15 protein-coding genes and 2 pseudogenes are annotated in these 18,648 nt (G+C 72.9%); 11 read left to right on the forward strand and 6 right to left on the reverse strand.

Going from position 1 to position 18,648, the window contains the following annotated elements:
• Nucleotides 1-339: pseudogene (locus tag ABD207_RS15670) on the reverse strand (glycosyltransferase family 2 protein); the annotation flags it as partial.
• Between the two features lie 205 nt (nucleotides 340-544).
• Here ABD207_RS15670 and ABD207_RS15675 point away from each other — a divergent pair.
• Nucleotides 545-1,366 (forward strand): response regulator transcription factor, encoded by an 822-nt coding sequence (locus ABD207_RS15675; RefSeq protein WP_344013458.1) that lies wholly within the window; start codon nucleotides 545-547, stop codon nucleotides 1,364-1,366.
• 5 nt (nucleotides 1,367-1,371) lie between these two features.
• On the forward strand, nucleotides 1,372-2,484 hold the full coding sequence (locus tag ABD207_RS15680; RefSeq protein WP_344013460.1) for a sensor histidine kinase: 1,113 nt from the start codon (nucleotides 1,372-1,374) through the stop codon (nucleotides 2,482-2,484).
• Between the two features lie 611 nt (nucleotides 2,485-3,095).
• Here the strand turns inward: ABD207_RS15680 and ABD207_RS15685 are convergent.
• A complete protein-coding gene (locus tag ABD207_RS15685) occupies nucleotides 3,096-4,103 on the reverse strand; it encodes an NAD-dependent epimerase/dehydratase family protein (protein ID WP_344013463.1) in 1,008 nt (335 codons plus the stop codon).
• Between the two features lie 236 nt (nucleotides 4,104-4,339).
• On the opposite strand from ABD207_RS15685, the gene ABD207_RS15690 reads away from it, so the two are divergent.
• The 4 genes from ABD207_RS15690 to ABD207_RS15705 all read left to right on the forward strand — a co-directional run bounded on the left by ABD207_RS15690 (nucleotide 4,340) and on the right by ABD207_RS15705 (nucleotide 8,007).
• Complete coding sequence (locus ABD207_RS15690) at nucleotides 4,340-5,527, forward strand: ABC transporter ATP-binding protein (RefSeq protein WP_344013465.1); 1,188 nt, start codon at nucleotides 4,340-4,342, stop codon at nucleotides 5,525-5,527.
• Nucleotides 5,524-6,231: an ABC transporter permease gene (locus ABD207_RS15695; protein WP_344013467.1), complete on the forward strand. Its 708-nt coding sequence runs from the start codon at nucleotides 5,524-5,526 to the stop codon at nucleotides 6,229-6,231. Before ABD207_RS15690 ends, ABD207_RS15695 begins: the two co-directional genes overlap by 4 nt.
• Entirely contained in the window at nucleotides 6,228-6,899 is a 672-nt protein-coding gene (locus tag ABD207_RS15700; RefSeq protein ID WP_344013470.1) for an ABC transporter permease, read from the forward strand. Before ABD207_RS15695 ends, ABD207_RS15700 begins: the two co-directional genes overlap by 4 nt.
• A 142-nt stretch (nucleotides 6,900-7,041) precedes the next feature.
• The gene (locus ABD207_RS15705; protein WP_344013472.1) at nucleotides 7,042-8,007 is read left to right on the forward strand and encodes an ABC transporter substrate-binding protein; all 966 of its coding nucleotides are present in this window, start codon (nucleotides 7,042-7,044) and stop codon (nucleotides 8,005-8,007) included.
• A gap of 60 nt (nucleotides 8,008-8,067) precedes the next feature.
• Here the strand turns inward: ABD207_RS15705 and ABD207_RS15710 are convergent, their stop codons facing one another.
• The 3 genes from ABD207_RS15710 to ABD207_RS15720 all read right to left on the reverse strand — a co-directional run bounded on the left by ABD207_RS15710 (nucleotide 8,068) and on the right by ABD207_RS15720 (nucleotide 10,127).
• A complete protein-coding gene (locus ABD207_RS15710; protein WP_344013473.1) occupies nucleotides 8,068-8,502 on the reverse strand; it encodes a roadblock/LC7 domain-containing protein in 435 nt (144 codons plus the stop codon).
• Entirely contained in the window at nucleotides 8,499-8,936 is a 438-nt protein-coding gene (locus ABD207_RS15715) for a hypothetical protein (protein ID WP_344013477.1), read from the reverse strand. Before ABD207_RS15715 ends, ABD207_RS15710 begins: the two co-directional genes overlap by 4 nt.
• Nucleotides 8,937-9,176: 240 nt before the next feature.
• Nucleotides 9,177-10,127 carry a lytic polysaccharide monooxygenase gene (locus tag ABD207_RS15720; RefSeq protein ID WP_344013479.1) on the reverse strand — a complete coding sequence of 317 codons (951 nt, stop codon included), beginning with the start codon at nucleotides 10,125-10,127 and terminating at the stop codon, nucleotides 9,177-9,179.
• A gap of 485 nt (nucleotides 10,128-10,612) precedes the next feature.
• Between ABD207_RS15720 and ABD207_RS15725 the strand changes: the two genes are divergently transcribed.
• From ABD207_RS15725 to ABD207_RS15745, 5 genes are all read left to right on the forward strand, one after another.
• Nucleotides 10,613-12,412: a S8 family peptidase gene (locus ABD207_RS15725; RefSeq protein ID WP_344013481.1), complete on the forward strand. Its 1,800-nt coding sequence runs from the start codon at nucleotides 10,613-10,615 to the stop codon at nucleotides 12,410-12,412.
• A 340-nt stretch (nucleotides 12,413-12,752) separates the two neighbouring features.
• Entirely contained in the window at nucleotides 12,753-13,400 is a 648-nt protein-coding gene (locus ABD207_RS15730) for a ScbR family autoregulator-binding transcription factor (protein WP_344013483.1), read from the forward strand.
• A 120-nt stretch (nucleotides 13,401-13,520) separates the two neighbouring features.
• Nucleotides 13,521-14,702, forward strand: a complete 1,182-nt coding sequence (locus tag ABD207_RS15735; RefSeq protein WP_344013485.1) for a damage-control phosphatase ARMT1 family protein — start codon at nucleotides 13,521-13,523, stop codon at nucleotides 14,700-14,702.
• A gap of 301 nt (nucleotides 14,703-15,003) precedes the next feature.
• Nucleotides 15,004-17,160: a germacradienol/geosmin synthase Cyc2 gene (cyc2, locus tag ABD207_RS15740; RefSeq protein ID WP_344013487.1), complete on the forward strand. Its 2,157-nt coding sequence runs from the start codon at nucleotides 15,004-15,006 to the stop codon at nucleotides 17,158-17,160.
• A 155-nt stretch (nucleotides 17,161-17,315) separates the two neighbouring features.
• Complete coding sequence (locus ABD207_RS15745) at nucleotides 17,316-17,957, forward strand: PDZ domain-containing protein (RefSeq protein WP_344013489.1); 642 nt, start codon at nucleotides 17,316-17,318, stop codon at nucleotides 17,955-17,957.
• Here ABD207_RS15745 and ABD207_RS15750 read toward each other — a convergent pair.
• Nucleotides 17,950-18,562 (reverse strand): annotated as a pseudogene (locus ABD207_RS15750) (metallophosphoesterase). The gene ABD207_RS15745 and the pseudogene ABD207_RS15750 sit on opposite strands and share 8 nt — an antisense overlap.
• Between the last annotated feature and the right edge of the window lie 86 nt (nucleotides 18,563-18,648).

Consider the following 18,648-nt stretch of genomic DNA (forward strand, 5'->3'; position numbering starts at 1 on the left):
TGCACCGCCCGCCCGCGGCCGGCGGCGGCCGAGCACCAGGTCGGCCCGCCCGGAGCGGATCTCCGCCACGAACGGCACCAGGTCGGCCGGGTCGAGCGAGGCGTCGCAGTCGCAGAAGCAGACGACCTCGGCGGTCGCGGCGGTGAGCCCGGCGTGGCAGGCGGCGCCGAATCCGCGCCGCTCCTCGCGCACCACGGTGGCGCCGAGCGAGCGGGCGATGCGGTCGGAGCCGTCGCGGGAGCCGTTGTCCACGACGATCGCGCGCCAGCCGGGCGGCACGCGCTCCAGCACCCAGGGCAGTGCCTCCGCCTCGTCGAGACAGGGGAGCACGACATCCACGACATCCACGGGAGTCACGCCGCTCGCGGCGCCGCCGGGCGTCCCGCGCGGCTCCGGGCCGGGCGTCTCCGGCCCGCTCAAGGAGTTGATCACGGCTCTCACTCTACGAAGACGAAGCGGATAAACCGGACTTCGGCTCCTTACGAAACGCGGACGCCGGCGCCCGGGGGCGGCGCTTTCGCGCGCACGGTGCGAGGCTGGCCGCATGGAGCAGCAACAAGCCCCCGGGCAGGCCAGGGCGCGGATCCTCGTCGTCGACGACGACCCCACCGTCGCCGAGATCGTCTCGGGCTACCTGGACCGTGCCGGCTACGACGTCGACCACGCGGGCGACGGCCCGGACGCCCTCGCGCGTGCCGCCGCGCACCGGCCCGACCTCGTCGTCCTGGATCTGATGCTGCCCGGCATGGACGGCCTCGAGGTGTGCCGCCGGATCCGTGGCCAGGGACCCGTGCCCGTGATCATGCTCACCGCGCGCGGCGACGAGGACGACCGCATCCTGGGCCTGGAGGTCGGCGCCGACGACTACGTCACCAAGCCGTTCAGCCCGCGCGAACTGGTGCTGCGGGTGGAGTCCGTGCTGCGCCGCGCCCGCCCGGCGCCGCCGTCGGCCGCCGTGCTGCGCGCAGCCGGCCTCTCGGTCGACCCGGTCGCCCGCCGCGCCCACAAGAACGGCACCGAACTCGCCCTCACCATCCGGGAGTTCGACCTCCTCGCCTTCTTCCTCCGCCATCCCGGGCGGGCGTTCACCCGCGAGGAGCTGATGCACGAGGTCTGGGGCTGGGACTTCGGCGACCTGTCCACCGTCACCGTCCACGTCCGGCGGCTGCGCGGCAAGATCGAGGACGACCCGGCCCGGCCCCGCCTGATCCAGACGGTGTGGGGCGTCGGCTACCGCTTCGACACCGTGGACGCATCCGGCGTGGACGCATCCGGCGTGGACGCATCCGGCGTGGACGCATCCGGCGTGGACGCATCCGACGTGGGGACACTCGACGTGGAGTCATCCGGCGCGGGGGAGGACTGACAACCATGCGCGACACCCTCCTCATCGCCCTGTTCGCCTTCGCCGGTGCCGCCGCGGCCGGTCTGCTCGGCGCCTGCGTCCTGCTGCTCATCCGCCGCCGGTCGCTGACCGCGCACCTCGCGGTGGTCGCCGCCGTCGCGGTGACCGCGATGCTCGCCGGCACCCTCGCCGTCGCCCAGGCGATGTTCCTCTCCGCGCACGACCTCACCGTGGTCACCACGGTCGTCGCCATGGCGGCCGTGGTGTCCCTGGCGACCGCGCTGCTGCTGGGCCGCTGGGTCGTCGCCCGCAGCCGGGACCTGGCGCTGGCGGCCCGCTCCTTCGGCGACGGCGGTGACTTCGCGGCACCGGACGGCCCGGCGACCGCGGAACTCGCCGCGCTCAGCCGGGAACTGGAGCTGACCAGCCGCAAGCTCGCCGAGTCGCGCGACCGCGAACGCGCCCTGGAGACCTCCCGCCGCGAACTGGTCGCCTGGATCTCCCACGACCTGCGCACCCCGCTCGCCGGACTGCGGGCCATGGCCGAGGCGCTGGAGGACGGCGTCGCCGCCGACCCCGACCGCTACCTCAAGCAGATCCGCACCGAGGTGGAACGCCTCAACGACATGGTCGGCGACCTCTTCGAACTCTCCCGCATCCACGCCGGCACGCTGACGCTCTCGCTCTCCCGCATGTCCCTCTACGACCTGGTCGGGGACGCCCTCGCCGGCGCCGACCCGCTCGCCCGCGAGCACGGCGTACGCCTGGTCGGCGACCGGGTGGAACCGGTGCCGGTGGAGGTGGACGGGCGGGAGATGAGCCGCGTCCTCGGCAACCTCCTGATCAACGCCATCCGCCGCACCCCCGCCGACGGCACGGTCGCCGTCACCGCCGAACGCTCGGACACCGGCGTGGTCCTGGCGGTCACGGACGGCTGCGGCGGCATCCCCGAGGAGGACCTGCCCCGCGTCTTCGACACCGGCTGGCGCGGCACCCACGCCCGCACCCCGCCGGCCGGCGCCGGCCTGGGCCTCGCCATCGTGCGCGGCATCGTCGAGGCCCACCGGGGCACCGCCACCGTCCGCAACGTCACCGGCGGCTGCCGCTTCGAGGTCCGCCTCCCGGCGGCCGGGGCCTGACGGGGCTGTGTCTTCCGGTGGCGGAGGCCCGACCTCTCCCGGCGGCCGGGGCGTGGCGGGGCTGTGTCTTGCGGTGGCGGAGGCCCGACCCCTCCCGGCGGCCGGGGCCTGACGGGGCTGTGTCTTGCGGTGGCGGAGGCCCGACCTCTCCCGGCGGCCGGGGCGTGGCGGGGCTGTGTCTTGCGGTGGCGGAGGCCCGACCTCTCCCGGCGGCCGGGGCGTGGCGGGGCTGTGTCTTGCGGTGGCGGAGGCCCGACCTCTCCCGGCGGCCGAGGCGTGGCGGGGCTGTGTCTTCCGGTGGCGGAGGCCCGGCGGCGGAGGCGGACGCCCGTCCCGTCCGCCGCCGGGTCGGAGGCCTTTCAGCGAGGCAGGCCCATCGGATCCTGCCGCGGGGCGCGGGGTCCGGCACGCGCATCTGCGGCGTTGTCGTCGGTTGGCGACTCCCCCACGCTCGGCTGCGCTCGCGCGGGAGGGACCCCCATCGCGTCGCCGCCCTCCTCCGCCTTGCAGCTGCACGCACCAGACCCCGCTCGGCTCGGCTGCGAGGGCACCGCCACCGGAAGCGGCAAGATCCGAAAGACAGCCCCTGGCCGCCCGCGCAGTGCACGCGATCACGGGGCGCCGTCCCGCGGCCCCGCCGCCGCGAACTCCCGCATCCCCTCCTCGAATTCCACCTCCGGCTTCCAGCCCAGCTCCGTGCGCAGGCGGGAGGAGTCGGCGGTGATGTGGCGGACGTCGCCGAGGCGGTACTCGCCGGTGACGACCGGCTCGGGGCCGCCGCAGGCGGCGGCGAGGGCGCGGGCCATCCCGGCGACCGTCCGCGGTGTGCCGCTGCCGGTGTTGTAGGCGGTGAGGGCGCCGGGCGGCGGCTCCGCCTCCAGCGCGGCGACGTTGGCCGCGGCCACGTCCCGTACATGCACGAAGTCGCGGCGCTGGCGGCCGTCCTCGAAGACCCGCGGTGCCTCGCCGCGGGCCAGGGCCGAGCGGAAGAGGGAGGCGACGCCCGCGTAGGGGGTGTCGCGGGGCATCCGGGGGCCGTACACGTTGTGGTAGCGCAGGGACACCGCGGTGGCACCGGTGCTGCGGGCCCAGGCGGCCGCCAGGTGCTCCTGCGCCAGCTTGGTGGTGGCGTACACATTGCGCGGGTCGAGCGGGGCGTCCTCGGCGGTCAGCCCGGGTTCGAGCCAGGTGCCGCAGTGCGGGCAGCGGGGTTCGAAGCGGCCGGCGTCCAGGTCGGCGACCGAGCGCGGGCCGGGGCGTACGACGCCGTGCCGCGGGCAGTCGTAGCGGCCCTCGCCGTACACCACCATCGAACCGGCCAGCACCAGCCGGCGCACGCCCGCCTCCGCCATGGCCGCCAGCAGCACGGCCGTGCCCAGGTCGTTGTGGGAGACGTAGTCCGGCGCGTCCCCGAAGCCGGTGCCGAGCCCCACCTTCGCGGCCTGGTGGCACACGGCGTCCACGCCGGACAGCGCGCGCCGCACCGCGTCCGGGTCGCGCACGTCGTGCGCCGGGTCGGAGCGGATGTCGAACACCGTCGCTTCGTGGCCGTGGGCCCGCAGTGCCTCGACCACATGGGATCCGATGAAACCGGCACCGCCGGTGACCAGTACGCGCATGTGCCCACGCTAGGTCCGCGCGCCCGCCCGGCAGCGGGACCACGCCCGGCACGTCACCGCTCCGTAAGACTCCCCAGGGCTCCCCAGGGCACGGTGGCGGGGGCGGGCCGCAGGGCCCGGCCGTGCGACCCGGCGCGTCCGGAATCCGGGCGTTGTCGGAGGCGGCGTCTAGACTCGACCGGCGAACAGCGAGCGTGACCCGGCCAGTTTCCGCCACCCGAAGGGCATTCGGCGTCTTGATACGGATCGATTCAGTCACAAAGCGGTACCCGGACGGCACGGTGGCGGTCGACCGGCTGTCGCTCGAGATCCCGGACCGCTCGATCACCGTCCTCGTCGGGCCCTCCGGCTGCGGCAAGACCACCACCCTGCGCATGATCAACCGGATGGTGGAGCCCACCGAGGGCACCATCCTCCTCGACGGCCAGGACATCCAGCGCCGGCCGGTCACCGAGCTGCGCCGGTCCATGGGGTACGTCATCCAGAACGCCGGGCTGTTCCAGCACCGCACCATCGTCGACAACATCGCCACCGTGCCCCGCATGCTCGGCTGGGGCAAGCAGAAGTCCCGTGCGCGGGCTGCGGAGTTGATGGAGCGGGTGGGACTGGACACCGCGCTGGCCAAGCGCTACCCGTACCAGCTCTCCGGCGGTCAGCAGCAGCGCGTCGGAGTGGCGCGGGCGCTCGCCGCCGATCCGCCGGTGCTGCTGATGGACGAGCCGTTCTCCGCCGTCGACCCCGTGGTGCGCAAGGGGCTCCAGGACGAACTGCTGCGATTGCAGGACGAGTTGGGCAAGACAATCGTCTTTGTCACCCATGACATCGACGAGGCCGTCAAGCTGGGCTCGATGGTCGCCGTGCTGCGCGAGGGCGGCCGGCTCGCCCAGTACGCCCCGCCCGCCGAGCTGCTCTCCGCCCCCGCCGACGGCTTCGTGGAGGACTTCCTCGGCGCCGACCGAGGCATCCGCCGGCTCTCCTTCTTCTCCTCCGCCGCCCTGGAACTGACCACCGAGCCGGTCATCACGGCGGACGCGAACGCCGGACGCATCGCCGCCTCCGGCACCCCGCACCTGCTGGTGACCGACGCCGACGGCCGCCCGCTCGGCTGGGCCGACCGGCGCGAGGCGAGCGCGGGGCCCGTCGACACCGGGCGGCTGCTGCCGCACGGCCGCCCCTTCGTGCCCGGCACCGACTCGCTCCGCGCCGCACTGGACTGCGCCGTGCTCTCGCCCACCGGCTGGGCCGTCGCCGTGGACGGAACCGGCCGGGTGACCGGCGTGGTCTCGCAGCAGACCATCGCCGAGGCCATCCGCACCGCTCACACCGAGAGCCGCACGGACACCTCTCAGCAGGCCGAGGAGTCCGGCAAGTCCCGTGACGCGGACGAGAACGACAGGGCGGACAAGGCCGAGGTCGCCTCGTGAACGGCTTCTTCGACATCCCCAGCGACCTCCAGCACAGCTGGCTCGGCCTGGTCGGACTGCATGTGCGCGAGGCCCTGCTGCCGGTGGCCGCCGGACTGCTGCTCGCCCTGCCCCTCGCCCAGCTGTGCGTGCGCCTGCGCTGGCTGTATGCACCGGTGCTCGGCGTGACCACCGTCCTCTACGCCATCCCCTCCCTGGCCTTCTTCGTCGTCCTCATCGACTACACCGGCCAGACCGAACTCACCGTGATGATCCCGCTGGCCGTCTACAGCCTGGTGGTGCTGGTCCCGGCGATCGTCGACGCCGTGCGCTCGGTGCCGCAGGAGACGCTCGCCGCCGCCACCGCCATGGGCTTCGGCCCCGTGCGCCGCTATCTCCAGGTGCAGCTGCCGATCGCCGCGCCCGCCGTCATCGCGGGCCTCCGCGTGGCCACCGCGTCCAGCATCTCCCTGGTCAGCGTGGGCGCCCTGATCGGTAATCAGGGCGCGCTCGGCAATCTGCTGGCCGCCGCGCAGAAGTACGACCGGCCCGAACTCGCCGTCAACTCCGTGCTGACCACGGCCGCACTGGCCATCCTGTGCGACGCCCTGCTGGTGCTGCTGCGCAGAGTGCTCACCCCGTGGATGCCCCGCGGCTCGGGCGGCCGCCCCCGGGCAGCCGCCGCGACTCGGGAACGGCCCGAGGCGGAGGTGGCGGCCCGGTGAACATCCTCAACTTCGCCGACGCCTTCTTCAGCGACAGCGCCCACTGGCACGGCTACGACGGCATCCCGCAGCGCCTCCTGGAACACATCCAGTACACGCTGCTCGCCCTCGCCATGGCCGCCGCCGTCGGCCTGCCCGCGGGCCTGCTCACCGGGCACACCGGACGCGGCGGCAACGCCATCGCCTTCATCGCCACCGCCGCCCGCGCCCTGCCCAGCTTCGGCCTGCTGGTACTGATCGTGGTCACCATGGGCTTCGGACTGCTGCCCGTGATGATCCCGCTGGTGGTGCTGGCCGTCCCGCCGGTCCTCGTCACCACCTACGAGGCGGTGCGCTCCGTCGACCCCGCGCCGGTGGACGCCGCCCGCGGCATGGGCATGAACGAGTCACGCATCCTCTTCCAGGTCGAACTCCCGGTCGCGCTGCCGCTGATTCTCAGCGGGCTGCGCTCGGCGGCCATCCAGATCGTGTCGACGGCCACCATCGCCGCCTACGTCTCCCTCGGCGGGCTGGGCCGCTACATCGTCGACGGCCTCTACCAGCGGGACTACGAGAAGGTGGTCGGCGGCGCCACGCTCGTCGCCCTCCTCGCGCTCGTCACCATCGCGGTGTTCTGGGCGGCCGGACGGCTGGCGGTCTCACCGGGGGTGCGCGGGCGCAGAACGTGACCCGGCCCGCAGCCGGGCGAGGCCGGGCGCCCTCAGGGCCCTCACGGGCGTCACAAGACGTCCCCGGGCATCCCCACCCGTGTCGCAAAACGTAATCCGGACGGCCTTGACTGATCGTGAAGCGGCTGGATTGGATCGGTCAATGACTTCTACCGCCAGCGCGCACAGCAGCAGGTCCAGGACGAGGCACACCGGCGCGGCGGCCGTCGCGCTCACCGCCGTGGCGGCGCTGCTCGCGGGCTGCGGCGGCTCCGGTGACACCTCCGACAACCCCCTCGCCGAGGAGAAGGCCGAGGCCGGCACCGTCGTCGTCGGCTCCAACAACTTCGCCGAGAGCACCCTGCTCGCCGACATCTACGGCGAGGCCCTGAAGGCCAAGGGCATCAAGGTCACCTACAAGCACAACATCGGCAGCCGTGAGACGACGTACGGCCTGATGAAGAACGGTTCCATCACCGTTCTGCCCGAGTACAACGGCTCGTTGCTCGCCTACCTCGACCCCGAGGCGGAGCAGAAGTCCGTCGAAGAGGTGAACGCCGCCGTCAAGGCCAAGCTGGACAAGGGGCTGACGCTGCTTCAGTCCTCGCCCGCCGAGGACAAGGACTCGGTCAGCGTCAACGCCGAGACGGCGAAGAAGTACAAGCTCACCGCCTCCTCCACGCTCGCCGACCTCAAGGACGTGGCACCGAAGCTGGTGATCGGCGGCTCGCCCGAGTTCCAGACCCGGCACCACGGGCTCAAGGGCCTGAAGTCCGTCTACGGCCTGGAGTTCGAGTCCTTCAAGGCGCTCGACGCGGGCGGACCGCTGACCCAGGCGGCCCTCACCCGCAACACCGTGCAGGCGGCGAACATCTTCACCACCGACCCGACCATCGTGAAGGAGAAGTTCGTCGTCCTGAAGGACCCGGAGAACCTCTTCGGCTTCGCCAACGTCACCCCGCTGGTCAGCAAGGAAGGGCTGCCGAAGGAGGGCGTGGACGCGCTCGACGCGGTGTCCGCGAAGCTCGACACCGAGACCCTGCTGAAGCTGGACGCGCAGGTGCAGCTGGAGAAGAAGGACCCGCTGGACGTGGCGAAGGCCTGGCTGAAGTCGGCCGGACTGGACTGACCCCGCACCGGACCGGTCACCAGGCCGGACGGACCACCGACGAGCGGTCGTGCAGCGGCCTCACACGCCGGGCTCGGCAGCGGGCCCGGCGGTGACGCTCCGCAGAGCCGCCCGCAGATGCTCGCCGATCTGCTTGACCAGCATGTTCATCTGGTACGCCACCACACCGACGTCGGCGCCCGGACCGGTGAGCACGACGAGCTGCGCCCCGGGGCCGGCCGACGTCAGGACCAGGTAGCTGTTGGCCATCTCCACCAGCGCCTGGCGCACCGGCCCGCCCCGGAAGTCCATGCTGACGCCCTTGCTCAGGCTCATCAGCCCGGACGCGCTCGCGGCGAGCCGCTCCGCGTCGTCGCGCAGGAACCCGGTGGATCTGCTGAGCACCAGCCCGTCCTCGGACAGCACCACGGCGTGGTTCACCTCCGCGACCCGCTCCACGAGTCCGGTGAGCAGCTCGTCCAGCTGGGCGTTCGCAGGGGGGACGGGGCGTGTCATGGCGGTGTTCCTTCGGTCGTGTCGGCTGCGGGTGCCTCCTCGCCACGGGCGAGGAGCGTGCCACGCTGGAACGCGGCGAGCGAGGCGGCGGCGCGTTCCGCGGTGAAGTCGTCGTCGGCCGACGGCATCTCGGCATGACCCTCGGCGGCCGGCCTGCCCTGCGGCACACGCCGGGGGAGCGGGGCGAGGCCGCCCGTGGGACAGGGGCGATCCGCGGCGGACGCGGGGTCCGCGGCGGACGCGGGGTCTGCGGCGGTCGCGGGATCTGTTGCGGTCCCGGAAGCCATGGCGGTCCCGGCGGCGTGGTCCGCGGTGGGACCGGCAACGTGGTCCGCGGTGGGACCGGCCGCGGGGTCCCCGTCGTGGCCCGTGGGGCGGTCCGCCGGCGTGCCGGCGGCGGGGCAGTCCGGGTCGTCCGCGTCGGCCTCGTCCATGCCGCCCTCCACGTCCCCCTGGTCCTCGGCACTTAAGGGCGGCTCTCCCGCAGCGTGTCCCCCCGGGACAGGTCCCCGTCGTCCACCGGAAACAGTCATGGGCGTGCGGACCTCGCTGTGCGGCCGAGCAGGAGCAGGAGGCGAGGAGCCAATCGCGCGGAACGGCCGGCCGTCAAGTGACCAGTCGTCCCGGATGCGTTGATGCTGCCGCATTGTGATGAAGCGGAGCCGGTCCACGGCTCAGCGCCGCCGCAGCCGGGGTACCAGTACGGCGCCCGCGGTGAGCAGCAGCACGGCCGCCGCGCCCCCGGCCACCATCGGAGCGGAGGGCCCGGACGCGGCCGTGGGGGCCGCCTTCGCCGCCGCGGCGGACGGAGTCCCGTCGCCGGAAGCTGTCCCTCCGGAAGGCGCAGCACCCTCCCCGGGCGTGCCCGATGCCTCGGCTTTCCGGTCCCGCGAGGCGGCCTTCCGCTCCTCGGCCTTCGCCGCACCCGCGCCGGACCCCCGCCCGGCCTCTCCGCCCTCATCCTGCTTCTGCTGCTCCTGCTTCGCCTCCGGGAACACCACGTCCGAGCACGAGTAATAGGTGTCCGGGGTGCTGCTGTTCTGCCAGATCGTGTACAGCACATGACGTCCTGTCCGGTCGGACGGCAGGGTGACACGGAAGCGGTAGGCGCCCTTCGTCAGCGGCGGGTCGGTCACCTCGGCGAACGGCTTGGCGGGCAGATCGGACCAGGTCAACGGCTTGGCCGGATCGTAGCCGGGCTTGGTGAGGTACATCCGGAAGGTGCCCTCGTGGGGGATCGTCGAGACGTACCTCATCGGCAGGGCCGCGCCGGGCGACACCCGGGTGGCCGGCCAGTCGGCGCGCGGGAGGTCCAGGCCCCGGTAGGCGGGCAGGCCCCCGCTGCACAGCTTCCCGTCCGGGATGCGCTGCCGGTCGGCGCCGTTCACGTTCGGCACCCGGAGGTTGTCCCAGGCGGTGAAGGGCGCCCCGTTCGCGGCGACGGCCGCCCGGCACGCCGCCGACCGGGCGCGCTCCCCGCCCTCGGGCGAGCAGGCCAGCACCCGGCTCACCGGGTCCGTGGGTGCCCCGTGCGCCCATGCGGGTGCCGCCGTCGTCAGGGGCAGCAGCAGCGGGGTCACCAGGGCGGCCGCGAGTGCCGCGCGGTGTGCGGTCGTCCGGGACATCCGTAACGCCTCCTGGGCGCGGGGGAGGTGACGGCCGGGGCGGCCGTGCGGGGCAGGGGACGGTCCTGCGGGGGCGGCTCCACCGCGCGGCTCGACCGGGCCGTGCCGGCGCCGGTCCGGCCGACGCCCGCGGTGGGTCCGTCCTCGCAGACCCGTTCCCTCCGTGCAGTACGGAAGAACCGCCCGGCGCGTTCACCCTCGCCACGAGGCGGGGCATAGCGGGCCCATTACGGTCAACTGCCGGGATCCTCAAGGGCGTCGAGGGTGGTTTTCCGGCCGGATCGAGGGTTTCCCCCGTATCCCGCCGTGCCGCGCCCTGCCTATCGTTCCTCCGCAGCCGACCCACCGGTAACCCCGCAGGGCACGCTGCTCGCGCCTGGCCGGCCGACGCCGCACGTCGATCCACCCCCGCCGCTTCGAGGACGAAGCGGATCGATGCTTCTCCCCAACTCCGCTGGCCGGAGTCCGGCACGAAAGGCACACCCTTGCGTACCTCCCCCACGAACGCCTCGCTCAGACGGACCGCGATATCCGTCGCCGCCCTCTCCGCCGCCCTGATGGTGGCAGCCTCCTCCCAGGTCGCCGTCGCCCAGGACGTCCCCGAGCCGGCCGTCCCCGCGGCGCTGACCGAGGCCGCCCCCGGCACCCCGGCCGAGCGGCTCATCGTCGGCTACAAGTCCGGTGCCGCCGAGGCCACCTCGGACAAGGCGGCCGCCGCCGACGCCGCCGCCAAGGGCCGCAAGGCCGGCGAGGACGTCGGCTTCGAGCGCCGCCTGGGCACCGGCGCCGCCCTGGTCGAGCTGGACGAGCAGGCCGGCAGCTCGGACGTCGCGGAGGTCGTCGCCGAGTACGAGGCCGACCCGCAGGTCGCCTACGTCGTCCCCGACCGCCTCAACAAGCCGCTCGCCACCCCGGACGACACCGAGTACGGCAAGCAGTGGGACCTGTTCGAGTCCACCGCCGGCATGCGGGTGCCGGGCGCCTGGGACCTCGCCACCGGCAGCGGCGTCACCGTCGCCGTCCTCGACACCGGCTACGTCAGCCACTCCGACCTCGCCGGCAACATCACCGGCGGCTACGACTTCATCGCCGACCCCGCGGTCGCCGTCGACGGCAACGGCCGGGACAGCAACCCGGCCGACCCCGGCGACTGGTACGCGGCCGGCGAGTGCGGCCAGGCCGCCGGCAGCGACTCCTCCTGGCACGGCACCCACGTGGCGGGCACCATCGCCGCCGCCACCGACAACGGCAAGGGCATCGCCGGGATCGCCCACGGCGCGAAGATCTCCCCGGTGCGGGTGCTCGGCAAGTGCGGCGGCTACGACTCCGACATCATCGACGCCATCACCTGGGCCTCCGGCGGCACCGTCTCGGGCGTGCCCGCCAACCCGAACGTCGCCAAGGTCATCAACATGAGCCTCGGCGGGGGCGGAGCCTGCTCCACCGCCACCCAGAACGCCATCAACGCCGCCGTCAGCCGCGGCACCACGGTGGTCGTCGCGGCCGGCAACGAGAACCAGAACGCCGCCAACTCCTCCCCGGCGAACTGCGCCAACGTCATCACCGTCGCCGCCACCGACCGCTCCGGCAGCCGCGCCTACTACTCCAACTACGGCTCCGTGGTGGACATCGCGGCCCCCGGCGGCGACACCCGGACCTCGGCCGCGAACGGCATCCTGTCGACGCTGAACTCCGGCACCCGCACCCCGTCGACCGAGACCTACGCCCACTACCAGGGCACCAGCATGGCCACCCCGCACATCGCGGGCCTGGCCGCGCTGATGAAGTCGGCGAACCCCGCGCTCACCCCGGCCCAGATCGAGTCGGCGATCAAGGCCAACGCCCGTGCCCTGCCCGGCACCTGCTCCGGCGGCTGCGGCGCCGGCCTGGCCGACGCGGCGAAGACCGTCCAGGCGGTCCTCGGCGGAACGCCCACCGGCACCACGTACTCGAGCAGCACCGCCGTCTCCATCCCGGACAACGGCTCGGCGGTCGAGTCGCCGATCACCGTGAGCGGCCGCAGCGGCAACGCCCCCTCCAACCTGCGGGCCGGCGTGGACATCACCCACACCTACCGCGGTGACCTCGTCATCGACCTGGTGGCGCCGGACGGTTCGGCGTACCGGCTGAAGTCCGCGAGCGGCTCCGACTCGGCGGACGACGTGCGCACCACCTACACCGTCGACGCCTCCGCCGAGAGCGCCAACGGCACCTGGAAGCTGCGCGTGCGGGACACGGCGGCCCGGGACACCGGGCAGCTGAACGGCTGGCAGCTGACCTTCTGAACGACCTTCAGAACCACCTTCTCAATGACCTTCAGAACGACCTTCTCAAGGGCCTCCTCAATGGCCTTCTGAGACAGCGCGGTTCGGCCGCGCACGGACAGGCGGGCCGGCGGGTGCGGATGGGGCACCGGCCGGCCCGCCTTCTCATGTCGCCCCCGGGCTGCCACAATCAGATACCGGACGTGCTGTTTTCTTTGAACGGCAGAACTGCTTTTGCCGGTTGTGTGCCCGATCACGGTCCGACCTGTGTGATGAACGCGGCCTGACGGTGAGTTAGTGTGTACGCACGGTAAAAACAAACGGCATGACCCGTTCCTTTCCCGGCACAGGAGTTCAGTCGATGGCGAGGCAGGTACGCGCCGAGCAGACCCGCGCGACGATCATCAGAGCCGCCGCCGACCTGTTCGACCGGCAGGGCTACGAATCGACCAGTCTCAGCGACATCGTCGAACACGCCCAGGTCACCAAGGGGGCGCTCTACTTCCACTTCGCCGCCAAGGAGGACCTGGCCCACGCCATCCTGGAACTGCAGTCCGCCACCTGCCGCCGCCTGGCCCGGGACACCGAGAACCGCGGTCACACCTCGCTGGAGGCGCTGATGCGCCTCACCTTCGGCATAGCCCGCCTGTCCGCCGAGGACCCCGTGCTGCGGGCCGGCCTGCGCCTGGCCACCGGCGGCACCCGGCCCCGTCCGCCGCTGACCCATCCGTTCACCGAGTGGCTGGACATCGTCACCGCCCGGCTCGTCGGCGCGGTCAAGGAGGCCGACATCCACCCGGACGTCGACGTCGATGTCGTCGCCCACTCCCTGGTCTGCTTCTTCGTCGGCACCCGCGTCGTCGGCCGCTCCCGCGAACCGGTCGCCCGGCAGCCGCGCCGCACGGCGGAGATGTGGCAACTGCTCATACGCGGCCTGGTCCCCGTGACCCGCCGCGCCCGCTACCTCAGCCTGGCCGCCCGTCTGGAACGCGAGATCGCCCCCGTGTGAAACGCCCCGTGTGAAACGTCCCCGTGTGAAACGTCCCCGTGTGAATCGCCCCCCGTCTGACGTGATCGCCCCGGTGTGACCTGCCGCGTCCGGCCGCGGACGCGCGTTACCGTGAGCGGCATGCCCGACACCCCCACCGCCCCCGTGATCCTCGGCGCCGAACCCGGCTCGTTCCCGCACAGTGTGCTGTCCGAGCGGCACCCCGCGATCATCCGGCAGGTGCGCGAGGCCTTCCCGTACGAACCCCACCAGCAGCGGGCGCTCGACGCACTGCTGGCCAACTGCACCGAGGGGGAGATCGAGCCCCTTCCGGCGGACGCCCACGACCGGGCGCGCTGGGAGGAGTGGGGGATGACCGCGTACGCCGGCAGGTCCTGGTACGAGGTGCCCTGGCTGTGGTCCGAGAGCTGGTTCTACCGCCTGCTGCTGGAGGCCGTCGGCTACTTCGCCCCCGGCCCCTGGCAGGGCATCGACCCCTTCCGCCCCGCCAAACTCGCCGAACTGGACTCGCCCGCCACCGACGAGGAACTGGCCGCGCTCGACGAACTCACCGGCCGGCCCGCGGACGAACAGGCCCGCGCCCTGCTGCACGGCTCCCTCTGGGGCAACCGCGCCGACCTCGGCTTCCGGCTCTCCGCCGAGGGCACCCGCGAGACCGACGCCGTCCCCGGTCTGCTGGTCGACGACAGCGAGCGGCTCTGGTCGCTGCTCGGCACCTCCGGCACGGGCACGCTCTGCCTGGTCGCCGACAACGCGGGCGGTGAACTCGTCCCCGATCTGCTGCTCCTGGACCATCTGCTGGCCCACGGCCTCATCGCGCGGGCCGTGCTGCACGTCAAGCCGTACCCCTACTACGTCTCCGACGCCACCGGCAGCGATGTGATCGACGCGCTGCGCCGGCTGATTGGGGCCGGGGGAGCGGCGGCCGATTCCGGGCGCCGACTGTGGTCCGCCCTCGGCGACGGCCGGCTGGTGCTGCGCGCACACCCTTTCTCCTGCGCCCCGCTGCCGTACGCCGAGATGCCGGACGACCTGCGCGCCGAGTTCGCCTCGGCCACCGTCACCGTGGTCAAGGGCGACCTCAACTACCGCCGCCTGGTGGGCGACCGGCTCTGGCCGCCGACCACCCCGTTCGCCGGGGTCACCGACTGGTTCCCGGGTCCTGTCGCCGCGCTGCGCACGCTCAAGTCGGATGTGATCACCGGGCTGAGCGCGGACACCGTGGCGGCGCTGGACAAGGCGGAGCCGGACGGCCGCTGGCGCACCGCAGGCACTCATGCCCTGATCCAAGTCAGGGCGTAGGGCCGCGACTCGCGCACGTCACGACCGGGGCCTCAACTCGCGCAGGTCAGGACCTGGGCCTCAACTCGCGCAGGTCAGGACCTGGGCCTCAACTCGCGCAGGTCAGGACCTGGGCCTCAACTCGCGCAGGTCAGGACCTGGGCCTCAACTCGCGCAGGTCAGGACCTGGGGCCTCACCTCACGGCACCGATGCAGGTCCGGACATAAGGCCTGAACTCCCGTTTCACCACTGGTTCACGCGATGGTGTGATCATGTCCGGGCCGGAGGATGCGGCCGCGGACCCACGGGTAGCTCCCGGCCATGACGCAGCCGTTCGAACTCCCGCACTTCTACCTGCCGCATCCCGCGCGGCTGAACCCGCAGGTCGACGAGGCCCGCGCCCACTCGACGGCGTGGGCGCGCGAGATGGGCATGCTGGAGGGTTCCGGGGTCTGGGAGCAGGCCGATCTCGACGCGCACGACTACGGCCTGCTCTGCGCCTACACCCACCCCGACTGCGACGGGCCCGCGCTCTCGCTCATCACCGACTGGTACGTGTGGGTCTTCTTCTTCGACGACCACTTCCTGGAGAAGTACAAACGCACCCAGGACCGCGCCGCCGGCAAGGCCCACCTGGACCGGCTGCCGCTGTTCATGCCGCTCGACGACGCGACGCCCGTGCCCGAGCCGCAGAACCCGGTCGAGGCGGGCCTCGCCGACCTGTGGGCGCGCACCGTACCGGCCATGTCCGCCCACTGGCGCCGCCGGTTCGCCGTCGCCACCGAGCATCTGCTCGACGAGTCGCTGTGGGAGCTGTCCAACATCAACGAGGGGCGGATCGCCAACCCGGTCGAGTACATCGAGATGCGCCGCAAGGTCGGCGGCGCGCCCTGGTCGGCGGGGCTGGTCGAGTACGCGACCGCCGAGGTCCCGGCCGCCGTCGCCGGCACCCGGCCGCTCCGGGTGCTGATGGAGACCTTCTCCGACGCCGTGCACCTGCGCAACGATCTGTTCTCCTACCAGCGCGAGGTCGAGGAGGAGGGCGAACTCAGCAACGGCGTCCTGGTGCTGGAGACCTTCTTCGGCTGCAGCACCCAGGAGGCCGCCGACCTGGTCAACGACGTCCTCACCTCACGGCTGCAGCAGTTCGAGCACACCGCGTTCACCGAAGTCCCCGCGATCGCTCTGGAGAAGGGGCTCGGCCCGGTCGAGGCGGCGGCCGTCGCGGCGTACGCCAAGGGGCTGCAGGACTGGCAGTCCGGAGGCCACGAATGGCACATGCGCTCCAGCCGGTACATGAACGAGGGTGCGCTCGACCGGCGCCCGTGGGACGGCCCGAAGGGGGCGGGGGCCTCGGCCGCCGGCGTCCGGGCGCTGCTCGCGTCGGCGGGGGCCGAGCGGCTGCGCGCCTACACCCATGTGCCGTACCAGAAGGTCGGACCGTCCCGGATCCCCGACCTGCGCACGCCGATCCCGGTGCGGCTCTGCCGGCACCTCGACACATCCCGGGAGCAACTGGTCCGCTGGTGCCACCGGATGGGCATCCTCAGCGAGGGCGTGTGGGACGAGGACAAGCTCGCCGCCGGCGACTTCGCCCTGTGCTCCGCCGGGCTCGACCCGGACGCCACCGCTGAGGCCCTCGACCTCAGCGCCCAGTGGCTCGCCTGGGGGACGTACGGCGACGACTACTACCCGCTGGTGTACGGCCACCGCCGTGATCTGGCCGCCGCCCGGCTGACCACGGCCCGTCTGTCGGACTGCATGCCGGTCGAGGGCGAACCGGCGACCGTGCCCGTCAACGCCATGGAACGCGGCCTGACCGACCTGTGGGCTCGTACCACGGCGGCCATGCCTCCCGAGGCGCGCCGCACCCTGAAGAACGCGGTGAACGCCATGACGGAGAGCTGGCTGTGGGAGCTGGCCAACCAGATGCAGCACCGCATCCCGGACCCGGTCGACTATCTCGAGATGCGCCGCCGGACCTTCGGCTCCGACCTCACCCTCAGCATGTGCCGGATGGGCCACGGCCCGGCCGTCCCGCCCGAGGTGTACCGCAGCGGCCCGGTGCGCTCGTTGGAGAACGCCGCCATCGACTACGGATGCCTGATCAACGATGTGTTCTCCTACCAGAAGGAGATCGAGTACGAGGGCGAGATCCACAACGCGATCCTCGTCGTGCAGAACTTCTTCGGCTGCGCCTACCCGCGCGGCCTGCGCATCGTGCACGACCTGATGGACCAGCGTCTGCGCCAGTTCGAGCATGTCGTGTCCCACGAGCTCCCCAGGCTGTACGAGGACTTCGCGCTCTCGCAGGACGCGCGGGCGGTCATGGAGCAGTACGTCGAGGACCTGCGCAACTGGATGGCGGGCATCCTCCACTGGCATCACAACGTGGACCGCTACAAGGACGCCTGGCTCTCCCGCCGCGCCCACGGATTCCTGCCGAACCGCACGCCGTCCGTGCCCGTGCCCGGCTGAGCGGCGTCCGTCCGCTCGGTCTCACTCGTTCGTAGCTCGTCCTCATTGCTCACTATTGCTCACTATTACTCACTCGTCCTCATTACTCGATTACTCGCTCGTTCGTGGCTCGTCGCCGTCCGGTCCGCCGGGCAGCAGATCAAGGGAGGTGATCCATGGAGCAGGCGGCCCTGCGCCCCAAGCCGCTGCCCGGCGGCGCGGCGGGAGGCAACTGGAAGCAGTGCGCGAGAGGGGGCCGGTGGCGGGCCAGGAAGGGCGGCGAACCGCGCCCCGCCCGGCCCCCGCAGCGGCGGGAGCACGCCGCGCGGCGGCGCGGCCGGCGTCTCGTCTCCACCCTGCTCGGCCTGCTGGTCGGCACGGTGCTGGTGCTGTCCGGGGTGGGACTCGGCGCGGTGGGCGCCACCCTGGCCGGCACGGGCCGGCTGCCCGGCCTGCACCAGCCGCAGCCGGACGGCGGCCCGCCCGCCGCCCCCGCACCGACCCGTGCACCCACCGCGTCGCCTCCCACCCCCGAGCCCGTCGCCGTACCGGTCGCCGCCCGGCTCGGCATCGAGGTCGCGGACGACCGCAGACCCGGCGCCCTGGTCGTCGGGGTGCACGTGCCGGGGCCGGGGTTCTCGGCCGGCCTGGTGCGCGGCGACGTACTGCTCGCCTTCGGCAGAACCCGGATCGACACCGCGCCCGACCTGGCCCGCGCCGTCGCCCGGGCCCGGCCCGGCAGGGAGGTGAAGCTGACGGTGCGCCACCGCAGCGGCGGCTATCAGCAGCTGACGGTCGTGCCCGCCGTGGTCACATGACCACCCGGAAGTGACTGGTGAGCCGCCCGGCGTCGTCCAGTACGTGCAGGGCGAAGCCGGGCGGGGCGTCCCGGTCCGCGGCCGGCTTCGCCCTCCCAGGGCAGCCGCAGGGTCCAGGTCACCCCGGGCCCCAGGACCAGCGGACGCCCGGCGAACACCGTGGCGGCCGGGGTGGGCGTGGCCGGCGATCAGCCCGGCGATCTCCGGCCGGTCCGCCATCAGCGCGGCCGGACGGCCGGGCTCGCGCAGCATGTACGAGTCCGGCAGGGGGTGGTGCACCGGTACCGGGGGGTGATGGAAGGCCGCGCTGTTGACGGGACCCTCGGCGGCCGGCACGCCCAGCAGGGCCTTCCGGTACGGGCGCGGCTGTCGTGGTTGCCCGGGCAGGTCAGCACCGGGAACGGTGCGCCCCTCGCGCAGGCCCAGCAGCTCGGCGGCCTCCTCGTACTCGGACTCGGCGCCGTGGTCGGCGATGTCCCCCGTCACCAGCAGCGCGTCCGGCTTCCGCGGCAGCCGCCACAGCCGTCGCGTACCCGCCGCGCCCGCTCGCTCGCGGGGGCGCTGCCGTCCAGATGCAGATCGCTGATGTGTGCGAGTACGAGCACGGCTGTACGCCTCCCGGGCCGGGATAATGGTTGCAGATGATCTAACCATTAATCCGAGAGGTGGAGAACCGGGCCAACCCGTCGAA

The organism is Streptomyces thermospinosisporus (genome assembly GCF_039526425.1).
Classification (GTDB): domain Bacteria; phylum Actinomycetota; class Actinomycetes; order Streptomycetales; family Streptomycetaceae; genus Streptomyces; species Streptomyces thermocarboxydovorans.

Coding starts and splice junctions, on each gene's coding strand:
- ABD207_RS15675 (WP_344013458.1), top strand. CDS start 545: ATGGAGCAGCAACAAGCCCCCGGGCAGGCCAGGGCGCGGATCCTCGTC.
- ABD207_RS15680 (WP_344013460.1), top strand. CDS start 1,372: ATGCGCGACACCCTCCTCATCGCCCTGTTCGCCTTCGCCGGTGCCGCC.
- ABD207_RS15685 (WP_344013463.1), bottom strand. CDS start 4,103: ATGCGCGTACTGGTCACCGGCGGTGCCGGTTTCATCGGATCCCATGTG.
- ABD207_RS15705 (WP_344013472.1), top strand. CDS start 7,042: ATGACTTCTACCGCCAGCGCGCACAGCAGCAGGTCCAGGACGAGGCAC.
- ABD207_RS15710 (WP_344013473.1), bottom strand. CDS start 8,502: ATGACACGCCCCGTCCCCCCTGCGAACGCCCAGCTGGACGAGCTGCTC.
- ABD207_RS15715 (WP_344013477.1), bottom strand. CDS start 8,936: ATGGACGAGGCCGACGCGGACGACCCGGACTGCCCCGCCGCCGGCACG.
- ABD207_RS15720 (WP_344013479.1), bottom strand. CDS start 10,127: ATGTCCCGGACGACCGCACACCGCGCGGCACTCGCGGCCGCCCTGGTG.
- ABD207_RS15730 (WP_344013483.1), top strand. CDS start 12,753: ATGGCGAGGCAGGTACGCGCCGAGCAGACCCGCGCGACGATCATCAGA.
- ABD207_RS15735 (WP_344013485.1), top strand. CDS start 13,521: ATGCCCGACACCCCCACCGCCCCCGTGATCCTCGGCGCCGAACCCGGC.
- cyc2 (WP_344013487.1), top strand. CDS start 15,004: ATGACGCAGCCGTTCGAACTCCCGCACTTCTACCTGCCGCATCCCGCG.
- ABD207_RS15745 (WP_344013489.1), top strand. CDS start 17,316: ATGGAGCAGGCGGCCCTGCGCCCCAAGCCGCTGCCCGGCGGCGCGGCG.